At 57.5% G+C, this 21,805-nt stretch carries 16 protein-coding genes and 2 pseudogenes; 1 reads left to right on the forward strand and 17 read right to left on the reverse strand.

Annotated features, from left to right (window positions below):
- Positions 1-16 precede the first annotated feature (16 nt).
- The 3 genes and pseudogenes from hldE to AC1ME2_RS10915 form a co-directional block, all read right to left on the reverse strand.
- Positions 17-1,438: a bifunctional D-glycero-beta-D-manno-heptose-7-phosphate kinase/D-glycero-beta-D-manno-heptose 1-phosphate adenylyltransferase HldE gene (gene hldE / locus AC1ME2_RS10905; RefSeq protein WP_480441054.1), complete on the reverse strand. Its 1,422-nt coding sequence runs from the start codon at positions 1,436-1,438 to the stop codon at positions 17-19.
- Between the two features lie 335 nt (positions 1,439-1,773).
- The gene (gene msbA / locus AC1ME2_RS10910; protein ID WP_480442091.1) at positions 1,774-3,582 is read right to left on the reverse strand and encodes a lipid A export permease/ATP-binding protein MsbA; all 1,809 of its coding nucleotides are present in this window, start codon (positions 3,580-3,582) and stop codon (positions 1,774-1,776) included.
- A gap of 264 nt (positions 3,583-3,846) precedes the next feature.
- Positions 3,847-4,770, reverse strand: a pseudogene (locus AC1ME2_RS10915) (O-antigen ligase family protein); the annotation flags it as partial.
- Positions 4,771-4,880: 110 nt separating this feature from the next.
- Between AC1ME2_RS10915 and AC1ME2_RS10920 the strand changes: the two are divergent.
- Positions 4,881-5,492, forward strand: coding sequence for a BUD32 family EKC/KEOPS complex subunit (locus AC1ME2_RS10920; RefSeq protein WP_480441055.1), 612 nt, complete (start codon positions 4,881-4,883; stop codon positions 5,490-5,492).
- An 18-nt stretch (positions 5,493-5,510) separates the two neighbouring features.
- Here the strand turns inward: AC1ME2_RS10920 and AC1ME2_RS10925 are convergent, their stop codons facing one another.
- The 14 genes and pseudogenes from AC1ME2_RS10925 to glnE form a co-directional block, all read right to left on the reverse strand.
- Entirely contained in the window at positions 5,511-6,611 is a 1,101-nt protein-coding gene (locus tag AC1ME2_RS10925) for a glycosyltransferase (RefSeq protein ID WP_480441056.1), read from the reverse strand.
- 55 nt (positions 6,612-6,666) lie between these two features.
- On the reverse strand, positions 6,667-6,921 hold the full coding sequence (locus AC1ME2_RS10930; protein WP_480442426.1) for a hypothetical protein: 255 nt from the start codon (positions 6,919-6,921) through the stop codon (positions 6,667-6,669).
- A complete protein-coding gene (locus AC1ME2_RS10935; protein WP_480441057.1) occupies positions 6,894-7,850 on the reverse strand; it encodes a glycosyltransferase family protein in 957 nt (318 codons plus the stop codon). The genes AC1ME2_RS10930 and AC1ME2_RS10935 overlap by 28 nt, the downstream gene beginning before the upstream one ends.
- A 95-nt stretch (positions 7,851-7,945) precedes the next feature.
- Positions 7,946-8,098, reverse strand: a pseudogene (locus AC1ME2_RS10940) (PIG-L family deacetylase); the annotation flags it as partial.
- 2 nt (positions 8,099-8,100) lie between these two features.
- Positions 8,101-8,973: a DUF6625 family protein gene (locus AC1ME2_RS10945; protein WP_480441059.1), complete on the reverse strand. Its 873-nt coding sequence runs from the start codon at positions 8,971-8,973 to the stop codon at positions 8,101-8,103.
- Positions 8,974-9,144: 171 nt separating this feature from the next.
- Complete coding sequence (locus AC1ME2_RS10950) at positions 9,145-10,275, reverse strand: glycosyltransferase (RefSeq protein WP_480441061.1); 1,131 nt, start codon at positions 10,273-10,275, stop codon at positions 9,145-9,147.
- A complete protein-coding gene (locus tag AC1ME2_RS10955; RefSeq protein WP_480441062.1) occupies positions 10,259-12,016 on the reverse strand; it encodes a carbamoyltransferase family protein in 1,758 nt (585 codons plus the stop codon). The genes AC1ME2_RS10950 and AC1ME2_RS10955 overlap by 17 nt, the downstream gene beginning before the upstream one ends.
- Positions 12,017-12,265: 249 nt before the next feature.
- Entirely contained in the window at positions 12,266-13,708 is a 1,443-nt protein-coding gene (locus tag AC1ME2_RS10960) for a lipopolysaccharide kinase InaA family protein (RefSeq protein WP_480441064.1), read from the reverse strand.
- Entirely contained in the window at positions 13,708-14,460 is a 753-nt protein-coding gene (locus tag AC1ME2_RS10965) for a lipopolysaccharide kinase InaA family protein (RefSeq protein ID WP_480441066.1), read from the reverse strand. Before AC1ME2_RS10965 ends, AC1ME2_RS10960 begins: the two co-directional genes overlap by 1 nt.
- A gap of 72 nt (positions 14,461-14,532) precedes the next feature.
- Positions 14,533-15,339, reverse strand: coding sequence for a lipopolysaccharide core heptose(I) kinase RfaP (gene rfaP / locus AC1ME2_RS10970; RefSeq protein WP_480441067.1), 807 nt, complete (start codon positions 15,337-15,339; stop codon positions 14,533-14,535).
- The gene (locus AC1ME2_RS10975; protein WP_480441069.1) at positions 15,336-16,460 is read right to left on the reverse strand and encodes a glycosyltransferase family 4 protein; all 1,125 of its coding nucleotides are present in this window, start codon (positions 16,458-16,460) and stop codon (positions 15,336-15,338) included. Before AC1ME2_RS10975 ends, rfaP begins: the two co-directional genes overlap by 4 nt.
- Positions 16,460-17,521, reverse strand: coding sequence for a lipopolysaccharide heptosyltransferase I (gene waaC, locus AC1ME2_RS10980; RefSeq protein WP_480441070.1), 1,062 nt, complete (start codon positions 17,519-17,521; stop codon positions 16,460-16,462). The genes AC1ME2_RS10975 and waaC overlap by 1 nt, the downstream gene beginning before the upstream one ends.
- Before the next feature lies 1 nt (position 17,522).
- Positions 17,523-18,557: a lipopolysaccharide heptosyltransferase II gene (gene waaF / locus AC1ME2_RS10985; RefSeq protein ID WP_480441072.1), complete on the reverse strand. Its 1,035-nt coding sequence runs from the start codon at positions 18,555-18,557 to the stop codon at positions 17,523-17,525.
- Positions 18,558-18,712: 155 nt separating this feature from the next.
- The gene (glnE, locus tag AC1ME2_RS10990) at positions 18,713-21,658 is read right to left on the reverse strand and encodes a bifunctional [glutamate--ammonia ligase]-adenylyl-L-tyrosine phosphorylase/[glutamate--ammonia-ligase] adenylyltransferase (protein WP_480441074.1); all 2,946 of its coding nucleotides are present in this window, start codon (positions 21,656-21,658) and stop codon (positions 18,713-18,715) included.
- Positions 21,659-21,805: the final 147 nt, after the last annotated feature.

A 21,805-nucleotide genomic window follows, 5' to 3' on the forward strand; every position in this document is an offset into this window, starting at 1 on the left:
GAGAAATCCGTCTAAATTAACGGTTTCGGATTTTCTCCACAATTGCCGTAGTCGAACTGTTGGCCACCAGCCCCAGCACCTTCACCTTGCCACCATAAGCCTCAACGATTTCAGCACCGACCACTTGATCGATACCGTAATCACCGCCTTTGACCAGCACGTCAGGTTTGACATGGGACAGCAGGTTTTCCGGTGTGTCTTCAGTAAAGCTGATCACCCAATCCACGGCGCCCAACCCGGCCAGTACAGCCATGCGTCGGTCAACACTGTTGATTGGCCGTCCTGGCCCTTTCAAACGGCTGACGGACGCATCACCGTTGACCGCAACGATCAGTCGATCGCCTTGTGCGCGCGCCTGTTCCAGGTAGGTCACATGCCCGGCATGGAGAATGTCAAAGCAGCCGTTGGTGAAGACGATCGATTCGTTGTGCGCCCGCGCATCGTCGATTGCCAGCAGCAATTGATCAAGGCTCAACACCCCACGCTCCGAGCCCTCTTCACGCTGGATCGCACGACGCAATTCCGGCGCGCTGATAGCGGCTGTACCCAGCTTGCCGACCACGATGCCGGCAGCCAGATTGGCCAGCGCAACGGCGTGCGGCAGCTCTTCACCGGCAGCAATCGCCGCCGCCAGGGTTGAAATAACGGTATCTCCGGCACCGGTGACGTCAAACACTTCACGGGCGCGGGCCGGCAAATGCAGGGCCGGGCAGTCAGGGCGCAACAAGGTCATGCCGTGCTCGCCACGGGTCACCAGCAGCGCACCCAGTTCCAGCTCACTCATCAACTTAGCGCCCTTGGCGACCAGTTCAGCCTCATCGGCACAATGACCGACAATGGCTTCGAATTCACTGAGGTTAGGCGTGAGCACACTGGCGCCGCGATAGATCGCGAAATCCTTGCCTTTAGGGTCGGCGAGAACCGGGATACCCCGATCACGCGCAGCCTGAATCAACACTTGATGGTTTTTCAGCGCACCTTTGCCGTAATCGGACAGCACCAGCACCTTGATGCCGTCAAGCATGTCTTCTACATCTGCGCTGAGCGCCAAGGCATCGGTGGCGAACGGTTCTTCGAAGTCGATACGCAGCAATTGCTGGTGACGACTCATGACCCGTAGCTTAACGATGGTTGGTTGATGGGCGATGCGCTGAAAGCGCGCAGTCACACCCGCCGCTTTCAGGCTATTGGCCAGGCTTTCGGCCGCCTCATCTTCCCCGGTCACACCCACCAGCGAGGCTGGCGCACCCAGGGCAGCAATGTTCAAGGCAACGTTGGCGGCACCGCCTGGACGATCCTCTATCTGCTCGACCTTGACCACCGGCACCGGTGCCTCCGGTGAAATCCGGGAGGTACCGCCATGCCAATAACGGTCGAGCATGACATCGCCAACTACCAAGACAGGCGCTTGATCGAAACGCGGCATGGACAACTTCATCGAACAACCCGTAACTAAGAATGAACAGGGGCAGAATGTTAGCACAGGGTTGGCGTGCCACCATCTGTACAGGCTGTGTGAAAACGTAGCGAGCGAAGGCAAGACAAGGCAAAAACAGGCGAGGAAGCGGACTGGACTCGCATTTGTGTCTACGTGTTGTAAATGAGTATTCCGATCGGACTCGCGCGCGAGCCTGTTTTTAACGCAGTATTGTGTGCGTAGCGCCGAAGTCGCCCAGCCTGCAGTAGTTTTCACACAGCCTGTGTAGGTGCTGGCTTGCCTGCGATCCAGACGATGCGGCGTATTGATACGCCGCATCGCGGGCGAGGTGTGCGCTAGGCGATACCAGCGACCACAGGCTCATCCAGCCCCAAAGCATTCAATCGCGCGTAGTAGCCATTCTGAGCCAGCAGCTCGGCATGGGTCCCGCGCTCGACGATGCTTCCCTGATCCATGACCAGAATCAGATCGGCTTTCTCAATAGTCGACAGTCGGTGGGCGATGACCAGGGTCGTGCGGCCCTTCATGACTTGATCCAGCGCCGCCTGGATATGCCGCTCGGACTCGGTATCCAGAGCGGAGGTCGCTTCATCAAGGATCAACAGCGGCGCATCCTTGAGCAAGGCCCGAGCAATCGCCAGACGCTGACGCTGACCACCGGACAGCAATACACCGTTCTCGCCCACCTGAGTATCGAAGCCTTGCGGCAGCTGGGCGACGAAGTCCTTGGCATAGGCATCGGCCGCCGCTGCTTCGATATCGGCCCGTGGAGCGCTCGCCAGATCACCGTACGCGATGTTATTGGCAACACTGTCGTTGAACAGGGTCACGTGCTGCGTGACCTGAGCGATATGTCGACGCAGGTTGTTCAATCGGTAATTCTCGATTTCGACGCCATCGAGAAAAATTTCGCCTTCTGCATGGTGATAGAAACGCGGAATCAGGCTCGCCAAGGTCGACTTGCCGCTGCCAGAGCGGCCAACCAGCGCAACCATCTGCCCAGGCGCGGCGGTAAAGCTGACGTTGTTCAACACCTGCCGCTCGGTACCCGGATAAGTGAAGCTCAGATTGCGCACTTCCAGATGACCGGTAACACGGTCTCGCTCGACAGTTCCTGTATCGATTTCCGACTCGACATCCAACTGCTCGAAAATACTCTCCGCACCGGCCACGCCCTTCTGGATCGTCGAGCTGACTTCCGACAGCTGGCGGATTGGCTTGGGCAGCAGACCGGCAGCGGTGATGTAAGCCACCAAATCACCTGGCGTCGCATCGCCACGCAGATACAGCACAAGGAACATCAATACTGCCATCGCGGTGTAGATCACCAATTGCAGCATCGGCGTATACACCGCACTGGTCTTGGTCATTCTTAGCTGTTTGTCGGTGTTGCTTTGGCTGGCATTCGCAAACCGCTCCCGCTCGTAACGCTCGCCACCGAAGCTTCGCACCACGCGGTAGCCCTGAATGGTTTCCGAGGCCACATGCGTGACGTCACCCATCGCCACCTGAATTTTCTTGCTCTGCTTGCGGAATTTTTTGCTGGCACTGCTCACCATGATGGCAATCACCGGCAGAATCGCCAGCATCACTATGGTCAAGTGCCAGTTCATCCACAGCAGGTACATGAACAGAAACACCACGGTCAACCCTTCGCGAATCACGACTTTGATCGCGTCGGTTGCAGCGCCGGTGACCATGGTGACGTTGAAGGTGATGCGCGAAATCAAATGACCTGAGTTATGCGTATCGAAATAGCTGTTGGGTAGCACCAACAGCTTATTAAACAGCTCAACACGCAGGTCATGCACCAGCCCCAGCGAGACCCGGGCCAAAAAATAGTTGCCAAGGTACGAGCCCAGGCCCTGCCAAGCGGCGATCAACACGATCAGCAAGGGCACAGCCTGCAGCAATTGCAGGTCACGCAAATAGGGAACAGTGGGGAACAGCGCGGCTTCAGGGTTGCCTAGACCATCGACAAAATACTTGAGGATGCCGGCCAACATGGGCTGGGTCGAAGCGAAAATCACAAACCCGACAATGCTGAGTGCAAAGATACCGACATAAGGCATCACGTAAGTCAGCAGTCGGAAATAGATTTTCATACTGGAGCTTTGTCCCGCTTCGGACACTTTGTTACTCATCTTAAAGCTCACTGGGTTGAAAGAGCCCGGGATTTTATCACAGCCCATACCCTGAACCTTGACCCACACCAGAACACTGGCCAAACCGATCGGCAACCAGCTGATAAACCATTCCGCACGCGGAGAGCCCGTCAGACTGGCAGCATCGAACTGCATTGCCAGGGTCGAAAATAACCAGATACCTACGAATCCGCGGCCAAATATAGTGTTTCGCGCCTTCCATGCTTCACGCAAGATGGTGAACCAGACGCCAGCCCACAGCAACAACCCAGGTATACCCAGTTCGATTGCAGTATGGGTAAACAAGTTATGCGAATGATCGAACAGCATGCCGGAAGCCACTACTTTGTAATCGCTACCAAGCCCCAGGCCAGTAAAGGGATGGAGCATGATCATTTTCAAGCTTGCGGTGAAAATTTCCGGCCGGAAGGACGAACCACGAGACAATACGTAAGGCTCGAATAGCCAAAATCCAATCACGGCTACCAGCACAGCCCCACCAGCCAAGAAACAACTACGACGGTCACGACACCAGATAGGGGAGCATACAATGGTAAAAAACAGCGCGAGCACAGCGCCCCGACTTTGGGAAAGCATAACAAACGCACCGGTCGAAGCCAGCGCCAGCAACCAGACAACTATCAGCCAACGGTTGCGGGGAGGCCAAAACAACATCCAGACAGCGGCGACTCCCACGACATAAGCGCCCAGGATCGGATGAGAAAGCCCGCCAATCCCTTCAAGCCGTGCGCTCCACGCATTGCCACTGATGCCGAAAAATTTAACTATCGACACCAAGGCCGCCACCCCTAACCCAACGCCCCCCCACTGCATGAGGCGAATCACCCGTTCAGGCTGCCCAGCCGCCAAAATCGGAAAAAGCAACAAAAAAACAGCGATATACAGCATTCGCTTGAATTCATGGGAAGGATCTTCGGCCTGAGTCCAGAACAGACTCAACGCGGCCCATCCAGACAATAGAAGTAGCGCCAGACATAGCCCGCGCTGTCCACGCCAAAATTCGCCAAGCCGGACACGAGCAGACCACGCCAGAATCAGGCTCGGCAGCCAAACTAATACGACCAACCCTTGCTGATAAATTTTATTGGCGGGAGCAAACGCAATTGCCAGTAGAAACCACAACAATCCTGCGGACAACCAACCCTGCGCCCAACGACTTGCATACATCCCCAACCTCCAATAAATGGGTTATCTGACCAGCTCAGCATGGTGAAAGCTGAAATTTTTCGGCATTATTGCCAGTCAATTGCCAGCAATCCAAACAAGGCTTTCTATTGATGCAATGCTCTTGGCTCTCCAGAGCCGCTTTAAATCAACTGATTGTCGACTCCAAAATACTGGAGGCCGATAGCATTGGCGCGAAAGTGCACCTGCTGCAGGATGGAAAAATCCTTAAGCTCTTTCGCCGCAAGCGCTGGCTTTCGTCCGCGCTGCTGCGCCCTTACTCCAAACGCTTCATCGACAATGCCGCACAACTGGAAAAACTGGGGATACCAACGCTAACAGTCATCAGCTTCCATCGGCTTGAGACGCCCGGTATGACTGCGGTGCTGTACCGCCCTCTGCCTGGTGAAACCCTGCGCCAGCTCACCTACCATTCTGATTTCAGCTGGCAGCAAGCACTACCGGCGCTGATTGAATTGATCCGGCGCCTGCATGCATTGGGAATCTATTTCCGCTCACTACATCTGGGCAACATAGTCGTAACTCCAGAAAAAAAACTGGGATTGATCGATGTCGCCGACATGAGATTCTTCAAAGCTCCGCTGCCTGAGCGCTTGATTAGACGCAACCTGCAACATTTTTTCCGTTACATTGCTCGCGAAAATATCAATGAAGAATTTCCACTGCGCGCGCTGAAACAGGCCCTGCTACGCACTGGCGAGTAAATAACGGCCGGAAGTGCGTTATTTACCAGAAAATAAGGATCGAGAATCCTGACAAAACTGTTGCCATGCCTTTTCAGGGGCCAGAGCGTGATGCTGCGAGGCAGACACTCGCCCCACCTCCTGCTCAGTAAGCTGTTCAATTGCTTCGACCCAGGCGGCTACATCCGCAACGGGGGCATAGTGGCCAGAATCTCCAAGTTGCTCACGAAAAACAGCCAGATCACTAACCAGCACCGGCACGCCAGCAATGACGGCTTCCTGCAGCACTAGCCCAAGACCTTCTTCGCGGGACGGAATCACCACCCAGTCAAAAGCACGGTAAAGCTTGGCCAATCCTTGCTTGTGCCCCGGCAACAACACCTTTCCGACTAACCCCAGGGCTTTGACCTTGCGTTCCAGCATGGCTCGGTCCGGCCCTTCACCGATAATCAACAGAGAGAGATCAGGATACTGCTTGAGCGACTGAGCAAATGCGTCGAGCAGATAGTCGAACCCCTTATTTCTCACCAACCGCCCTACCGCCCCAAGTACGCGACCACTAGCAGCAGGCACATCTAAACAGACGCGCGCCTGTTCGCGACTCAGCAACTTTTGACAAAACGTTTCGGGTTCCAGTGCACTGCGTAAAGCCAGTACTGGAATTTTCAGGTCACAATGCAGTTCCGAAGCCAGGGTTTGCGACACCGCAACCACTGTAAGCCGCTCGGAGGGAAACTGTTGGAATAGGGATCGTAGCTCGGAGTGCCGGCGGGTGAGTCCATGAAAAACCACAACGACACGAATATTGGTCAGCTCTTTTAGAACCGGTAAAAGTACTCGCGCTACCCCCTGACCATCGAGCAGCACTACTTCAGCGGCGTCGTCTATCAGGGCTTTGCGAAAGCGCGCATGCATCCAAGGCGTGAACAAGCTCCAGGCATGACGCCCCTTGAGCATTCGCGACGAAAGCCGCCACTCAAGAACCTCATGGACGGGCTCGGAGCAATCACTTGCCTCGCCTTGGAGGAACCAGGTCTTAACTTTGGTTTGCGGACCGACCAGCGACACAATCTGTTGGTGCACTTTATGAACCGACGAAAACGGTGAGCCGCTGGCCCACATCACATTAATGATGCTCATCAGTTATTGAGATCCAATGCAAAAAAACGCACAACCTACACCAGCGACGGCACGATTAATAGACGAAAAAGCCGATCCACACTCCAAGCGTAGCGTAAGACCATGCTTCATTTGATCCTGGAACCACGCGCTGGCGATACTCCCAGGAACGCTCAATATGAAGCCAGAAAACAGGATCACCCTCAACGGCTATTCCTGTCAAACTCAATTGATATTGCCCTGAACAGCACTGCACTGCACAAAAAGTAGTGTGCGAAGCGGCCGGAATGATCTGCCAGCGCTTCAAACCCTCAATATGTTGCGCAGCCATTCCAGCCAGTTCAGCGGCGCGCGCTCACGCAACACTGGCTTGAGCTCCTGGACAATGCGCTGACCAATGGTGCCAAAGCTGAAGTGCGACACTGCCAGAGCCCGACCATTGACGGCAATACGCGCCGCCAGTTCTGGATCGGCCCGCAATATCGCGAGCTTTGCCTGCAATTGCGGGATGCTGCTGTAAAACACCACGTTCTGCATGTCCTGCAAACCGAGGGCGTGATTCTCGGCTTCGCCCTGATCGAACGCCAACAGCACGCAGCCGCAGGTCATGGCTTCGAAATTCTTGATCATGTACTCGCCCATGCCAACGTCGGCACTGGCGAAAAAACGGATCCGGCTCAGCGTGTCGCAATACTCTTCGCCCGACTTGGTGCGAGTCACCACCAGGTTTTCAACCTGCCCCAACTCATCGAGCAATGCCTTGCGCCCGCTGTAGGCCACTCCGTTGGTGCTGCCGACAAACGCCAACTCGATGTCCCGATCGCGCCCCAGATCCCGACACAGCGTCTGGTCGTAACCCTTGGGCACGAACACCGCATCGAAACCCTCGGCACGCAGCCGTTCGCTGACCATGAAACCCGAGCTGATCACCCGCACCCACGGCATCTTGCGGTAGTGTTCGCTGAACTTGCCGGTGTATTTACACGGGATGTAATTCTGATACGCGTCGTGCTCGAGAATCACCAGATTGGGGATCGTGCGAATGAAAGCGGCCTGACGAATTTCCTGCTTGAAGCGTAGGAAAAAGATGATTCGGTCGTAGCGAGTGACATCCACCTCTCGGCGAAAGTAGCCGCGCAGGTCACGCTGTTCATCGGAACTCAGCCAGCGCAGATCGCACTCGCAATGGGCAGCGATGCCTTCGTACAAGCGATCCAGAATGGCCCGTTGTTCCTTTTGCACCAAAAACAGCACTTTCATTGTTTTCCTCGCAGCACGGGAGCCTGCCGAATCAAATATCCCTGAGCCAGAACAATTCGTATCGGCGAACAGCCTTTCTGAAAAATTCGTTTTCGCCTTCTGTCGGCCAGCAGGTTATTCCAAGTCGGCGCGCCGTCAAAGTCGCCGGGCAAGGCCATCGGATTAAAGTGACGAAACAGCCGGGTATCGCTCAAATCGGCTTCACGCGATGCGACAGGCTGATCCCGTACGGCCTGCGTCGCCAGCAATTTCACTGAAAGCCATTTGCATCAATTACCCAGGCAGGCTCGGCGGCCAACCTCTTCATGCTCTCAGGATCGGGCTCCGGCAACTGAGGCCATTGATTGTATTTCCAGGAAACGAAGTGGAAATACGGAAACGAGCGGTCGCCATCACGGTCATTACTCAAGCGGCCATCACGCCAGTACCAGCGTTGGGGGAAATTGTCACTGCCGTCATGCCACTTGATCACGCCACCCGGCGTGCTGAACGCTTCCGTGAACTCGCTACTGCGCCGCCATGGATTGAACTTGCCGACCAGGTTGAACAACGGTTTGGGGAAGTTTTTACGCCAGAGAAATATCCGGCTGAACGCGCCTTCGTCTAACGCGTAATGTTCCTGATCAGCAAAGCGCGTACGCCAGCGCTCGATCCTCATGAACACCTCGCGCTGTCGCGCAGTGTTGCGTATCAGGCACAAATGACCCGCGACACGCCGCTCATGAGTCGAGAACAGGTCATAGCCTGCCAACCGCTCAGCCGTGAAATAGCTGCGTAAGTCGCCATACACCACATCGATATCACCGAACGCCCAAAAATCGTACCCTTCAAGGCGATCGACATGAATATAACCAAGCGCTGGCTTGATATCACACAGCTTATAAGGCGCCGTAGGTGCGAAATCGATTCCCAAACGCTGCGACACCAGTTGGCAATACTCAGTGAAGCTAATGTGCTCGATCTGAACATTAACTGGCAAGTTCTCCGGGATGCCACAGTCACTGAACAATAGCCAGTTGACATCCTGATTACGCCGGCAACTTTCAAGAAAAAACGGCATCCAGAAGGGCCATCGACCGAAGTACGGAATAATGAAAAGAATGCGAGGATTGTAATTGACCATTAAAGAACTCGACGTAAATTTAGAAAAACAGGGTCACATCACATCGCACTACAGTTTCATTTGTGCATCAGAAAGCAAAATATAGCAACTTTATGCAATAGCTCGGTCACCAGCCCGCCTCAACGGTTCATCCGAGCAGCAGGCTGGAGCATTGATCAAGCCATCCCCGCGCTACAACTCTGCCATCAGACGGGTCACTTGCGGCAGATGCCAGAAGACATCACGTACAGCTTGATCCGAAAAACGCTCGCGCAGGCGCTCCAACATTAATCTGGCACACGCCTCGCGCTGCTGAGCATCCAACGTAGCCAGATGACCGAGGCCCTGGGCCAACTGCTGGTCATCACCCAGCGGAAACAAAATACCGACGCCTTCGACCACTTCCTTGGCCCCACCCGCAGCGGTAGCCAATAGAGGAACACCTGCGGCCATCGCCTCAAGCAGGACCATACCGAACGGCTCGTGATCCGAACTCAAGGCGAAGACATCGAACGCCTTGAAATAGCGGCGCGCCTCGGGCATCTGGCCGAGGAACAGCACCTGAGAACCGATCCCAAGCTCAAGGGCCAGCGCTTTGAGTTCACGCTCCAGACGACCCTTGCCCAGAATCACCAGCTGGCTGTTCTCGGGCAGTACGGGCCGCGCAAGGGCAAACCCGCGCAGCAGTGTCGCCTGGTCTTTGTCCGGGTGCAGCCGCCCAACGTTACCGACGATAAAAGCGTCAGGCGACAGGCCCAGTGCCTCGCGAGCCTCGGCGGCAGGCAGCTGAGTCGCCTGTAACTGTTCGATATCGATGCGGTTGTACAGGGTTTGAATACGCTCGGCCGGCCACTTCGGCAGACTCTTGCGTACGTCATCGCGTACCGCATCGGACACACCCAGCAAGCTCAGGCGCTCGCGGAAGATATGCGCGAACAGCTTGCGAGTGCGACGTCGATAATCGCCAAACGCATGATGAACACCCATCACCGGCAGGCGAGTCGCCAGCATCGCGATGTACACCGGCTTGAAGCGATGGGCTATACAGAAGCTGAACGTACGGGTGGCGGCAATCTTGCGCAGATCGCGGATTGCCCCCAGCTTCAAGCCGCTTATGGCTTTGGAACTGTATTCGAGGAACAGCACTTCATCCGAGGCGCAACAGGCTGCGACGTTGGTATCAGCCGCCCCGGTCAGAAATACCGTGGTAACCCGGTACCCCTTGCCCGCAAACAGGCTGGCGTATTGCCGGGCGCAGTCGAGAAACGGCCCGTCATAGCTATGACAGAACTGCAATACATGGCGCTCAATCGAACGTGTCATAAGCCTCCACGCCGTCTTTGAGCACCAGAATGTCCTCCATAATCAGGTATTCCAGATCAGAACCGAAGAACATGTTCAGGGCGTCCGTAGGCGAGCAAATCATCGGTTCGCCACGACGGTTGAGCGAGGTGTTCAACGACACGCCGTTGCCGGTAAGGTCCTCCAGCGCTTTCATCATGTCGTAGTAACGCGGGTTGTACTTGCGCTCAAGCACCTGGGCGCGGGAAGTCCCGTCCTCATGGACCACTTCCGGCACGCGGGTTTTCCACTCGTCAGACACTTCAAAGGTGAAGGTCATGAAGGGTGCCGGATGATCGACCTTGATCATCTGCGGACCAACGGTGTCGAGCATCGACGGACAGAAAGGCCTCCAGCGTTCACGGAACTTGATTTGCTCGTTGATACGGTTGGCCACACCCGCAATGCTCGGGCAACCAATGATTGAACGTCCACCCAAGGCACGCGGACCGAATTCCATTCGCCCCTGGAACCAGGCGACAGGGTTGCCCTCGACCATGATTTTGGCGATGCGCTGTGGGGTGTTGTCGATCTTGCGCCAGACCGGTTTGCTCGGGTGGCGGGCGCAGGCGGCGATCACGTCTTCGTTACTGTACGACGGGCCGAGATAGACATGGTCCATCTTCTCCACGGGCACGCCGCGCGCGTGAGACACATAAGCGGCAGCGCCCACAGCGGTCCCGGCATCACCGGAGGCCGGTTGCACGAACAGTTCTTTGACTTCCGGACGCGCAATGATCTTCTGGTTCAATTTGACGTTCAGCGCACAACCGCCTGCGAAGGCCAGCTTGCCGGTCTCCTTGAGGATGTCGCCCAGGTAGAAGTCCATCATTTGCAGAGAAAGCTTTTCGAACAGCGCTTGCATGCTTGCGGCGTAGTGGATGTAAGGCTCGTCGGCGATGTCGCCTTCGCGCTTGGGACCCAGCCACTCGATGAGCTTTGGCGAGAAGTAGAAGCCTTTGCCCTTCTCTTTATAGCGACGCAGGCCAATGACGTTGGCGTAGTCAGTGTTGATCACTAGCTCGCCATTTTCGAACGTCGCCAAACGCGAGAAATCATATTTGCTGGCATCGCCATACGGCGCCATGCCCATCACCTTGAATTCGCCATCGAGCATTTCGAAGCCGAGGAATTCGGTGATCGCGCCGTACAGTCCGCCGAGGGAGTCCGGGTCGAAGAACTCTTTGATCTTGTGGATCTTGCCGTTTTCGCCATAGCCGAAGAACGTGGTGGCGTATTCACCCTTGCCATCGATGCCCATGATCGCGGTTTTCTCTTTAAAACCGGAGCAGTGGTAAGCGCTGGCGGCGTGAGCCAAGTGGTGCTCGACGGGCTCGATCTTGATTTTCTTCGGATCGAAGCCCAACTGCTCCAGGCAGAACACGATTTTGTTGCGATAGCGTTTGTAGCGGCGATTGCCCATCAGCAGCGCATCGAGCGCACGATCCGGGGCGTACCAATAGCGCTTGGCATAGTGCCAACGCGCCTTGCCGAACAGGCTGATCGGGGCGAAAGGAATCGCCACCACGTCAACGTCTGAAGGCTTGATGCCCGCTTGCTCCAGGCAAAACTTTGCCGACTCGTAAGGCATGCGGTTCTTTGCGTGTTTATCACGAACGAAGCGCTCTTCTTCAGCGGCCGCAATCAGCTTGCCGTCGATATACAGCGCAGCAGAAGGATCATGGCTAAGGGCGCCGGACAGGCCAAGAATCGTCAATGCCACAGGTGTCTAGCCTCTTTAGTCTGCATGCAGGCGGTAGACGCCTGAGAAAAATGTGCCCTCGCAAAAGACGCGAGGAACAGCTAAAGGGCGGGATTATAGCGTAATGAGGCTATGTGTGGTCGGGTGGCTGACAGCACACGGTCAATGATGATCATGGACCTGTCAGCGCAGGCGGCGGGGGTCGCCAGACACCTGACCCGCGCGAATCAAGCTGCGACTCAGGCCCCCGCGAACAAAAGGGGCCCGCATTTATATAGCGATTTTGGGCAAGCGCTGCTCCAGCGATTGACGCAGCACACTGCCGGCAGGCCAGTTACGCATGAACCGCGCACGGTCACGTTCGAACGCCTTCGCGAAGGATGATACTGACGTGTGCTGGCACATCGCATCGAGGTCGATCAACGCCCAGTGATCCTTGTGCCAGAGCACGTTGTGCCCTTTGAGATCGCCGTGGCTGATGTGCTCACGCAGCAGTTGTGCGAACAACAGATCCAGTGCCTGCAATTCAATGTCCGGGACATCACCCGATTCAATGTAGGGCGCAAATCGCTCGATGATATCCGGCCCTGGCAGGTACTCGGTCACCAGATAAGCCTTGCGTCGCAGCCAGAAAAATCGCTGCTCCAGCATCGCCAATGGCTTCGGTGTGGCAATACCCAAGAATGCCAATCGATTACCTTCGCGCCATGAATGCCAGGCACGACTCGGGCGCCAGAAACGCTTGAGCCAGTGAGCGAAATTTTTGATGTTGTAGCGTTTGACCACCAACGGCCGTCCGGCCACTTCCACCCGCCCCACACTGGCCGAACCGCCGGTCTTGTATAGATGCCCCTGATCGAGCAAGGCGTCGGCCTGCATCAGGACCGGCGTCATTACCGACTCTTCTTCGCGACGAATTGCACTCAAGGCAAAGGCGCTGGCCTTGACCCTGAACAGTGTGCAGTCACGACCGACCTTACCGAGGAAATCCTTCAAGCGCCAACCGCGACTCTTATCAATCTGCTTTTGCAGCGCTTCCACGGGCAAACCATGTTCACCGTTGCTCATCAGGTAATGCACCAGCAACTCTTCAGTAAATGGCTCGAAGGTCTTGGGCAACTGAGCGAAAAACACACCGAGATTTTCCAGCACCCGTGTTCGTGACAACGGCTTGCCAGCCTGTTCTGCGCGAATCCCGCCACCGTCAATCAAATACAACTGACCGTTGTGACGCAGCAGGTTGTCCAGGTGCAGGTCTTCTTGCCAGAGCCCTTTGCTGTGCAAGTGCGCGATGGCTGAAAGCGCATCACCCAGCACCGCCTGCTGCTCCTGAGCCAAGGCCGGCACGTTTTCAACTTCAGCCCAGGCCTCACCGAGGCTATGTGCGTGCTCCAGGTACTCGAACAATAACCAACCACCCTCGCCGTTTTGCAGGCCATCGGCCAACAGCAAGGGTGTAGTCATGCCTTGTTCGGCGAGCAGACGGGCGCCGGTCAGCTCGCGCTGAAAATGCCGCGCCGCTTTGGAGCCGACCAATAACTTTGCCAACACCGCACGCCCACGCCAGATACCGACGCCGACATAGCGTTGCCCCGGCAACACCCGCAACAAGGTCAACAGTTGCAACTCGGCCGGGCCTGCGGCATCAGCCAGTGCGAGGATTATTGGCAGTGCAGGCGTACGTCCCGCGTATTTGAGTTCAGACAAACGCATCAGTGAACCTCTTTATGACTGCGGCGCTTGGCCAGACGTCGCCACCACGTGTCGACCATCGCACTGGTGGCTGGCGCTTGCACGTACGCCGCCAAAAAATCACGCACCTCGGTTTCATTCCATATCGGCGCTTGACGCAGCAACGACTCAAGGTCTTTGATCCGATCACGCCAACCGAACAGTGCGGGCCGCGTTTTTTCCAGCCCCATCAACTGCGCCTGGTACGCATCAGATCGCGAACGCAGGAAGACATGCCTAGGGCAGAAACAGCCGTGAACCTGCCCGGCTGAGTGAAGGGTGCGCGCCAGTTGTCCACAGGACTGGAGGATCGCCAGGCGCTGGTGGGCATTGAGCGTCGGCCACTGCTGCAACAGAGTGTCCAGTTCGACCCAACCGTCCAGCGCCCGCGTCATCAGAATCGCCCGATGTTCGCCTTTTACTTTGCGCTCGCCGTAGAACACCGCATACAACGAGGGGATGCCCAATGACTGGTAGCGGTTGATCGTGCGAAATTCGCGAGCAAGCGTGGGCTCGCCGAACGGCCGACGCACGCTTCGGGTCAGGCAGTTGCTCTGGCGTTTCAGATAAAAACCGGACGCTTCCAGTTCCAGGCTAACCACGCCGCTCCAGCCGTCGCGCAGGGTCCCGGGCTCGTCGATGATGTCGCGTGGCACGTCCCACAACGCATCGAAATCAGCCAGACCATGGCGGTCAAGCAACCCGCGATCGGTTGCCCCTATGAAGTCAGTCATTCGCGTCCCTCGCAAAAAACGAGGATATAGCGGATGCTTTTTTGCCTAGGCGGCTCAACGTACAGCCCCCCATCAGAGCGCACCTCCGTAGCGCACTTTACGCGCGTACAGTTTACGGGCCTTGCTTTCCAGCCAACTGAGCAACGCCGATTCCCGAGCCAGTATCTGACGCAACGGTTGTTGGAAGTAACCGTGCAGAAAACGCAATGTGTCACGGCGGGTCAAGCCAATATCCAGCACCGAAAAATACAGCGCAGCCAGATCCTTGTTGCGCCAACGCATAGGGATCGTTGCCCGGACTTGAGCGCGGTGCAGGTCGATCACCGACAGCTTGAAGTCCTCAGCGGTCACTGGCTTGTCGGTGTGCAACAGAAAGTGACAGATGTAGCAGTCACGATGATTGACTCCGGCGCGGTGCATCATGCCGGTCATGCGCGCGACCTCGGCGATCAGTGCGCGCTTGAGCCTCGGCTGCGGAGGCTCCTGGCGCCAATGGATGCTGAAGTCTTCCAGGCTGACGGTCGGCGCCAATTCTTCGGTGATGATGAATGAATGCTGCGCGGCAGGATTACTGCCGCGCTCACCATAGGCGACGGCGGTCATCGTCGGCACACCGACTTCATGCAGGCGGTTGACCGCCCTCCACTCTTGACCGGCACCCAGTACCGGCAGTTTGGCGGTCATCAGGTTTTTCGCCACTTCGCCCCAACCGATGCCCCGGTGAATCTTGACGAAATACCCGCGCCCTTCAACTTCAGTACGCAAGGTGCGCCGACCTTCGAGCTCACGATAGACCTGGCCGTCCAAAGCCTCGACCTCGACGAACGCATCGCGTCCAGCCCACAGGCTTTTGAACGGTTCAGCGAGGATCAATTTCATGCGTGGTGCTCCACCAGAATCACATCAGCCGCGTGCTGCGGCATGCTATAGAGGTCCGCCGTATCGGCGAAGGCCAGACCATGACGGCTCCAGGCCGTACGTGCTGACTCATCCTTGAGCATCGTCACCAGGTAGTCATTGAGTTGCGCCTGTTCGAACGGGTCGTCCAGCACCAGCCCGCAATCAGCCTCGGTGATGTAATGCGCGTAACCACATACCGCACTGACCAGCACCGGCAAACCGGCCACCAGCGCTTCGAGTAAAACAGTGCCGGTGTTTTCGTTGTAGGCTGGGTGAATCAACAGGTCCGCACCCAACAGGAAGCGTGGAATGTCACTGCGCCCCTTGAGGAACTGCACGTGGTCGCCCAACCCCAGCGTGGCGCTTTGTAGCTGGAAAACTTTAGGGTCGTCCTGACCAATGATAAACAGCCGGGTACGCTTTTTCAGCTCCGACGGCAAAGCGGCCAGTGCCTTGAGGCTACGATCCACGCCCTTGGTCTTGAACCCCGAGCCGATCTGCACCAGCAACACGTCGTCATCCGCCAGGCCGAACTCGCGCCGGAACTCAGCCCGAATCTGCGGCGCATCGGCCGGTGCGCGACGGTCCTGAGCAATCCCCGGCGGCAACAGGTGGAAGCGTTCGAGCGGCGTGTCGTAGTGTTTGATGAACAACGGTTGCTGCACTTCGGAAATCATCAGGACTTCGGTTTTCGCATCTTTGGCGAACACCGCCCGCTCATATTCTGCGAAGTGACGATAGCGTCCCCAGCGGCGGTATAACGCGCTGCGCAAATTTTGCGCTTTGTCTTCGAAGCAACCATCTGCAGCGTAGTACACGTCCAGACCCGGCATCTTATTGAAGCCAATCAGGCGGTCCACCGGGCGCTTGGCCAGGTCCGCCTCCATCCACGCGCTGAGTTTTTCATTACGGCGATGGTTGAACAGGGCCTTGACCGGCGCCACCAACACTTCGAAGCCGGGCGGCACGTCGCCTTCCCAGATCAAGGTGTAGACGCGAATCTGATGCCCGCGCTGCTGGCATTCCAGGGCAATGCGCATGAAGTCGCGTTGCAGGCCGCCGAACGGGAAGTATTTATAGAGCACAAAAGCCAGTTGCATCAGCTTGGTTCCTTTGCCAGCAATAGCGCGCCCAATTGGCTCGCTACTCGCTCGGGATTCAAGCGAGTGAAACACAATGGCCACTCGCGGTTTAGATCGAAACGCCGCTGATCTTCAGCGGTCGGGCGATAGGTGCATTTTTTTTGCAGGCACGGCGCGCAAGGAAAATCGCTGGCGATGTGCACTTGCGACTTGCCGTATGCACCGGTCAAACCAGGGTTGGTCGGGCCAAACAGCGACAGGGTCGGCACATCCAGCGCGGCGGCCAAATGACCGAGGCCGGTGTCCACCGCCACACACGCTTGAGCGCCCGCCAATACCTTGGCAACGCCCGCCAGATTCAGCTTGGGCAGCACCTGCGTGTTATCCAGACCGTCAGCAATGCGCTCGGCACGCGCCAGCTCGGCCGGGTTGCCCCACGGCAGGCGCACCTGCATCCCACGTGCGCCCATCAGCTCAGCCAATTGCCGCCAATAGAGCTCCGGCCAGTGTTTGGTCGTCCACGTCGTGCCGTGCAAAAACAGCACGAACGGCTCGCTGGCGGGGGCATCCAGTAGCCGCGCACGATCCAGACCGTAATCGCCCAGACCGTCAGGCACCGGGTAACCCAGCGCTTGGGCGAACAACTGGCGTAAACGCTCTACCGCATGCTGCCCGCGCGCCACTGGATATTGTCGATCATAAAACCGACTGGCCAACGGCTCGCGTGCCGATTGCCGATCGAGGCCCACAATCGGGGCATGGACGTAACGCGTCAGCAACGCACTTTTCAGCAGCCCTTGAGCGTCGATGACCAGGTCGTAGTCGGTCTCGCTCAAGCGCTGTTTAAAGCGACGCCACTCCCCATTCTTGAGGGTTTGCCAAAGGTTCTTGCGCCAGCGCCGAATCGCCACCGGGATCACCTCGGCAACCGCAGGGTGCCAGGTCGGGATCTCGGCAAAGCCTTCTTCGACCACCCAATCGAACTGGATACCGGGCAGCGCCCGCGCGGCATCGGTCAGCGCGGGCAGCGTGTGAATCACATCCCCCAGCGATGAGGTTTTGATCAGCAGTACCCGCAACTCAGATAACCTCGACCGGTGTGCCGCCCAGACGCTCCAGCGCCTCGACCACAGGTGTTGGCTCCAACTGGCGCAGGCAGTTGTAATGGCCGAAGCGGCAGGTGCGGTCAAAACACGGGCTGCATTCGATGCCCAACCGGACGATTTCAACCTTGTCGGCCAATGGCGGTGTGAAGCTTGGCGACGTCGAACCGTAGACCGCCACCAGCGGGCGATTGAGCGCCGCGGCGACATGCATCAAACCCGAGTCATTGGACACCACGGCGTCAGCGCAGGACATCAGGTCAATCGCTTCGGCCAGGGACGTGTCGCCGCTGAGGTTGACCGCCTCTTCGCGCAAGCCTGGGATCAGTCGATCACGAATGGTCTCGCCCACCGCGTGATCATTTTTCGATCCGAACAACCAGACCTGCCAACCTTCGCGAATTCTGACTTCAGCGACCTTGGCGTAATGCTCGGCAGGCCAGCGCTTGGACTCACCAAACTCGGCACCGGGGCACAGCGCCAATACTGGGCGATCGAGGATCAAACCGAACTTGCTCAGCGCGACATCACGAGTGGCCGCATCGATTTGCAGGCTCGGTCGTGGATAGGGCTGGGGCAACTCGGCGCCCGCGTCATAGGCCAACGCCATGAAGCGCTCGATCATCAACGGGTAACGCTGCTTGTCCAGCGTGCGCACATCATTGAGCAGGCCATAACGGAACTCGCCACGCCAGCCCGTGCGTTTTGGAATGCCCGCGAAAAACGGTACCAGCGCCGACTTCAGCGAGTTGGGCAACAGAATCGCCTGGTCATACTGGCCCGCCAGCGATTTACCGATCCTGCGGCGGGTCGCCAGCTCGAGCGCGCCGTGGCCGAGCGGAAAACTCAAGGCCTTGCGCACTTGAGGCATGCGCTCAAGGATCGGCCGGCTCCACTCAGGCGCCAACACATCGATTTCGCACTGGGGATAACGCTGTTTCAGGCACTGGAACAGCGTTTGCGCCATGACCATGTCACCGACCCAGCTAGGCCCAACGATTAGAATTCTCATGCTTAATCCAAAAACGACCAGAAACGAGCAGGGAGGCTTATCAAATTGCGCGACCTCGCCACACAACCTGACGCCTCCCTGTCATAGCGTTATAAATTCTGCGTCACACGACGTTTAAGATCGCGAGCGCTCGCCGCATAACATTGACTCATACCTTAGCTCAAACCCAACTCAGCCCAGATCCGGCGCACTTCACGCCGTTCGGCCTGAAATTGATCACCGCTGATCACCCCAGCCTCTTTTTGCAAAGCTTGCCGGTGGGCTGCTACCCGGTAAGCTTTATAAGCCTCACGTAACAGGTCGGCATCCGTGCTGGGGATCAACCCAGCCTGCTCCAGACCTTCTAGAATGCGGATGTTATCGGTGTACCGCAGCAACGCCGGGTGCTCTCTGGACCACGCCAAGGCCGCGTATTGCACCATAAATTCGATATCGACGATACCACCGGCGTCCTGCTTGAGATCGAACGGCGCAGAGGCTTCGAACGCATTCGCGGCGGTTCCGGCGGCGGTCGACTTAGTGCCAAGATTGTCGCGCATCTTGGCACGCATCTCGCTCACTTCCAGACGCAGCGTGGGCAAATCACGCTCGCGTCCCAGCACGGCGGCGCGCACTTTTTCGAAAGCAACGCCTACCTCATGACTGCCCACCAATACACGGGCGCGCACCAAGGCCTGATGCTCCCAGGTCCAGGCTTCGTTTTCTTGATAACGCGCGAATGCCCCGAGTGAGCTGACCAGCAAGCCAGACGCACCCGACGGACGCAGGCGCATATCGACCTCATACAACTGACCGGAGTTAGTCTGGGTGGTCAGCAAATGGATAATCCGCTGGCCCAGTCGGGTGAAGAACTGCGCACTGTCTATAGGCTTGACCCCGTCGGTTTCAGCTTGCAGATCGCCATCATGAATGAACACCAGGTCCAGATCCGAACCATGACCGAGTTCAATCCCGCCGACTTTGCCGTACCCGACGATGATGAAGCCCGGATCGCACAGGCTGCCATCGGGGCGCGATGGCGTGCCGTGTTTGGCAACAGTATGGCGCCAGGCCAGGGCCAATACCTGTTCCAGAATCGCTTCGGCCAGCCAGGTCAGGTAATCGCTGACTTTCATCAAGGGCAAGCTGCCGGTGATTTCCGATGCCGCCACACGCAGCCGGTGGGCCAGTTTGAAGTGACGCAAGGCCTCCATCTGTTGCTCGAGATCGTCTTCGGGGATGCGGGTCAGCCGCTCGCGTAATTCCGCTGCCAGCTCCGGGGCCAACGGCGGGCTGAACAGGCGGCCTTCGTTGAGCAACTCATCGAGCAGCAGCGGGAAGCGTGCGATCTGTTCGGCGATCCACGGGCTGGCCGCACACAGCGTCAGCAAACGACGCAAAGCATTGGGGTTTTCCGTCAGGAGCACCAGGTAGGCGGAACGCCGGGCGACCGCCTCGACCAGTGGCAGCACCCGCTCCAACACCAAGTCGGGATTTTCATGTTCCACCACCTGCGCCATCAGCCGTGGAATAAAGGCGTCCAGGCGCTCGCGACTCAGGCGTTGCATAGAGCGCAATTGCGGACTGCCGCGCAGACCTGATAGCTGCTTCAGCGCCTTGGAGGCATCTACAAAACCGCCTTCCTGTAATTGGCGGCAGGCGGCGTCTTCGTCCTGGGACTCTTCCCACAGCGGCAACCATTCGCCGCCGACCACCATTTCACTTTCTTCGCCCTGCTCTTCATCGGGATCGGCGATCACTTGGCGGAAATGCCAATCCACCCGGCCACGCCAATGCATCAACTGTGCGTGGAAGCTCGGCCAATCGGGGAAGCCCAGCATAAAAGCGATGCGCGCCTGATCTTCCGGGCCATCCGGAAGCATCTGGGTTTGGCGATCGGCAATGGCCTGAATCGCGTGTTCGGTGTAACGCAAAAACTCATAGGCGTCGCGCAGTTCACCAATCACCGCAGGCGGCAGGTACCCCTGACCTTCCAGGGTGTGCAGCACTTTAAGCAACGGACGCTGCTGCAGGCTCAGGTCTCGACCGCCGTGAATCAGCTGGAACGCCTGGGCGATGAACTCCACTTCGCGAATCCCGCCAGAACCCAGCTTTATGTTCTCGGCCATGCCTTTACGTCGGACTTCCTGCTGAATCAGCTGCTTCATGGTGCGCAGCGCTTCAATCGCAGAGAAGTCCAGATAACGCCGATAAACGAACGGGCGCAGCATGTCGAGCAACTGCGCGCCGGCCACTTGATCACCGCCCACCACCCGCGCTTTGATCATCGCGTAGCGCTCCCAGTCACGGCCCTGATCCTGGTAATACTGCTCTAGCGCATTAAAGCTGAGCACCAGCGCACCGGACGAGCCGTAAGGCCGCAAGCGCATGTCGACGCGAAACACGAAGCCATCGACGGTAATCGGGTCCAGTGCCTTGATCAGCCGCTGCCCCAGGCGGATGAAGAACTCCTGATTGTCCAGCGGACGCTTGACCCCTTGGGTTTCGCCGCCTTCGGGATAACCGAAGATCAGATCGATGTCCGACGACAGATTGAGTTCGACCGCCCCCAGCTTGCCCATCCCCAGGATAACCATCTGCTGCGGCTCGCCACTGCGGCGCCCGGTAGGGACGCCGAACTGCTGACAATGGCGCTGATACAGCCATTTGTAGGCCAGATCGATGCAGGTGTCGGCCATGTCTGACAGGTCGCGGCAGGTTTCAACCAGGTCGGCCTGACGGGTCAGGTCACGCCAGACGATACGCACCTGATGCCGAGTACGCTGCCGACGCAGATGGTGACCCAACTCATCCTCAGTGCTGGCGAGCTGCACGGCGGCATCAATCTGCGCGCGCAACTCACCCACGCCAAAACTGCGCTCCAATTGGCCGGACGCCGCAAGGTCGAGCAGCATTTGAGGGTCACGGCACACCTGATCGGCGAAAAAGTCACTGGCCGCGCACACCCGGTCGAACGCAACGCGGCGCGCGGCGGGCCAGGTGTCCAGCGTGACGAGGGCATCGTCGGAGAGTGCGGCAACAGCGGCGCGCCACGACTGCTGCGCACGGCTGACAAAAGGCAGGAGGATGGCCGGCAGATCGGTCAGCGTTGGTAGGCTCATGGTCTATCCTTGATCGGCATGCGAAGGGTGGGCTGCCGTGATCGCAAGAAATACGCAGTGGAACGGATCGTCGAACAAAGGTTATAAATAGCTGAAAATTCATATTTCTTGGCAGCCAGCATCAAGCCATCCCTTGTTCTAGTTCAC

Source organism: Pseudomonas sp. ASL9 (genome assembly GCF_056680335.1).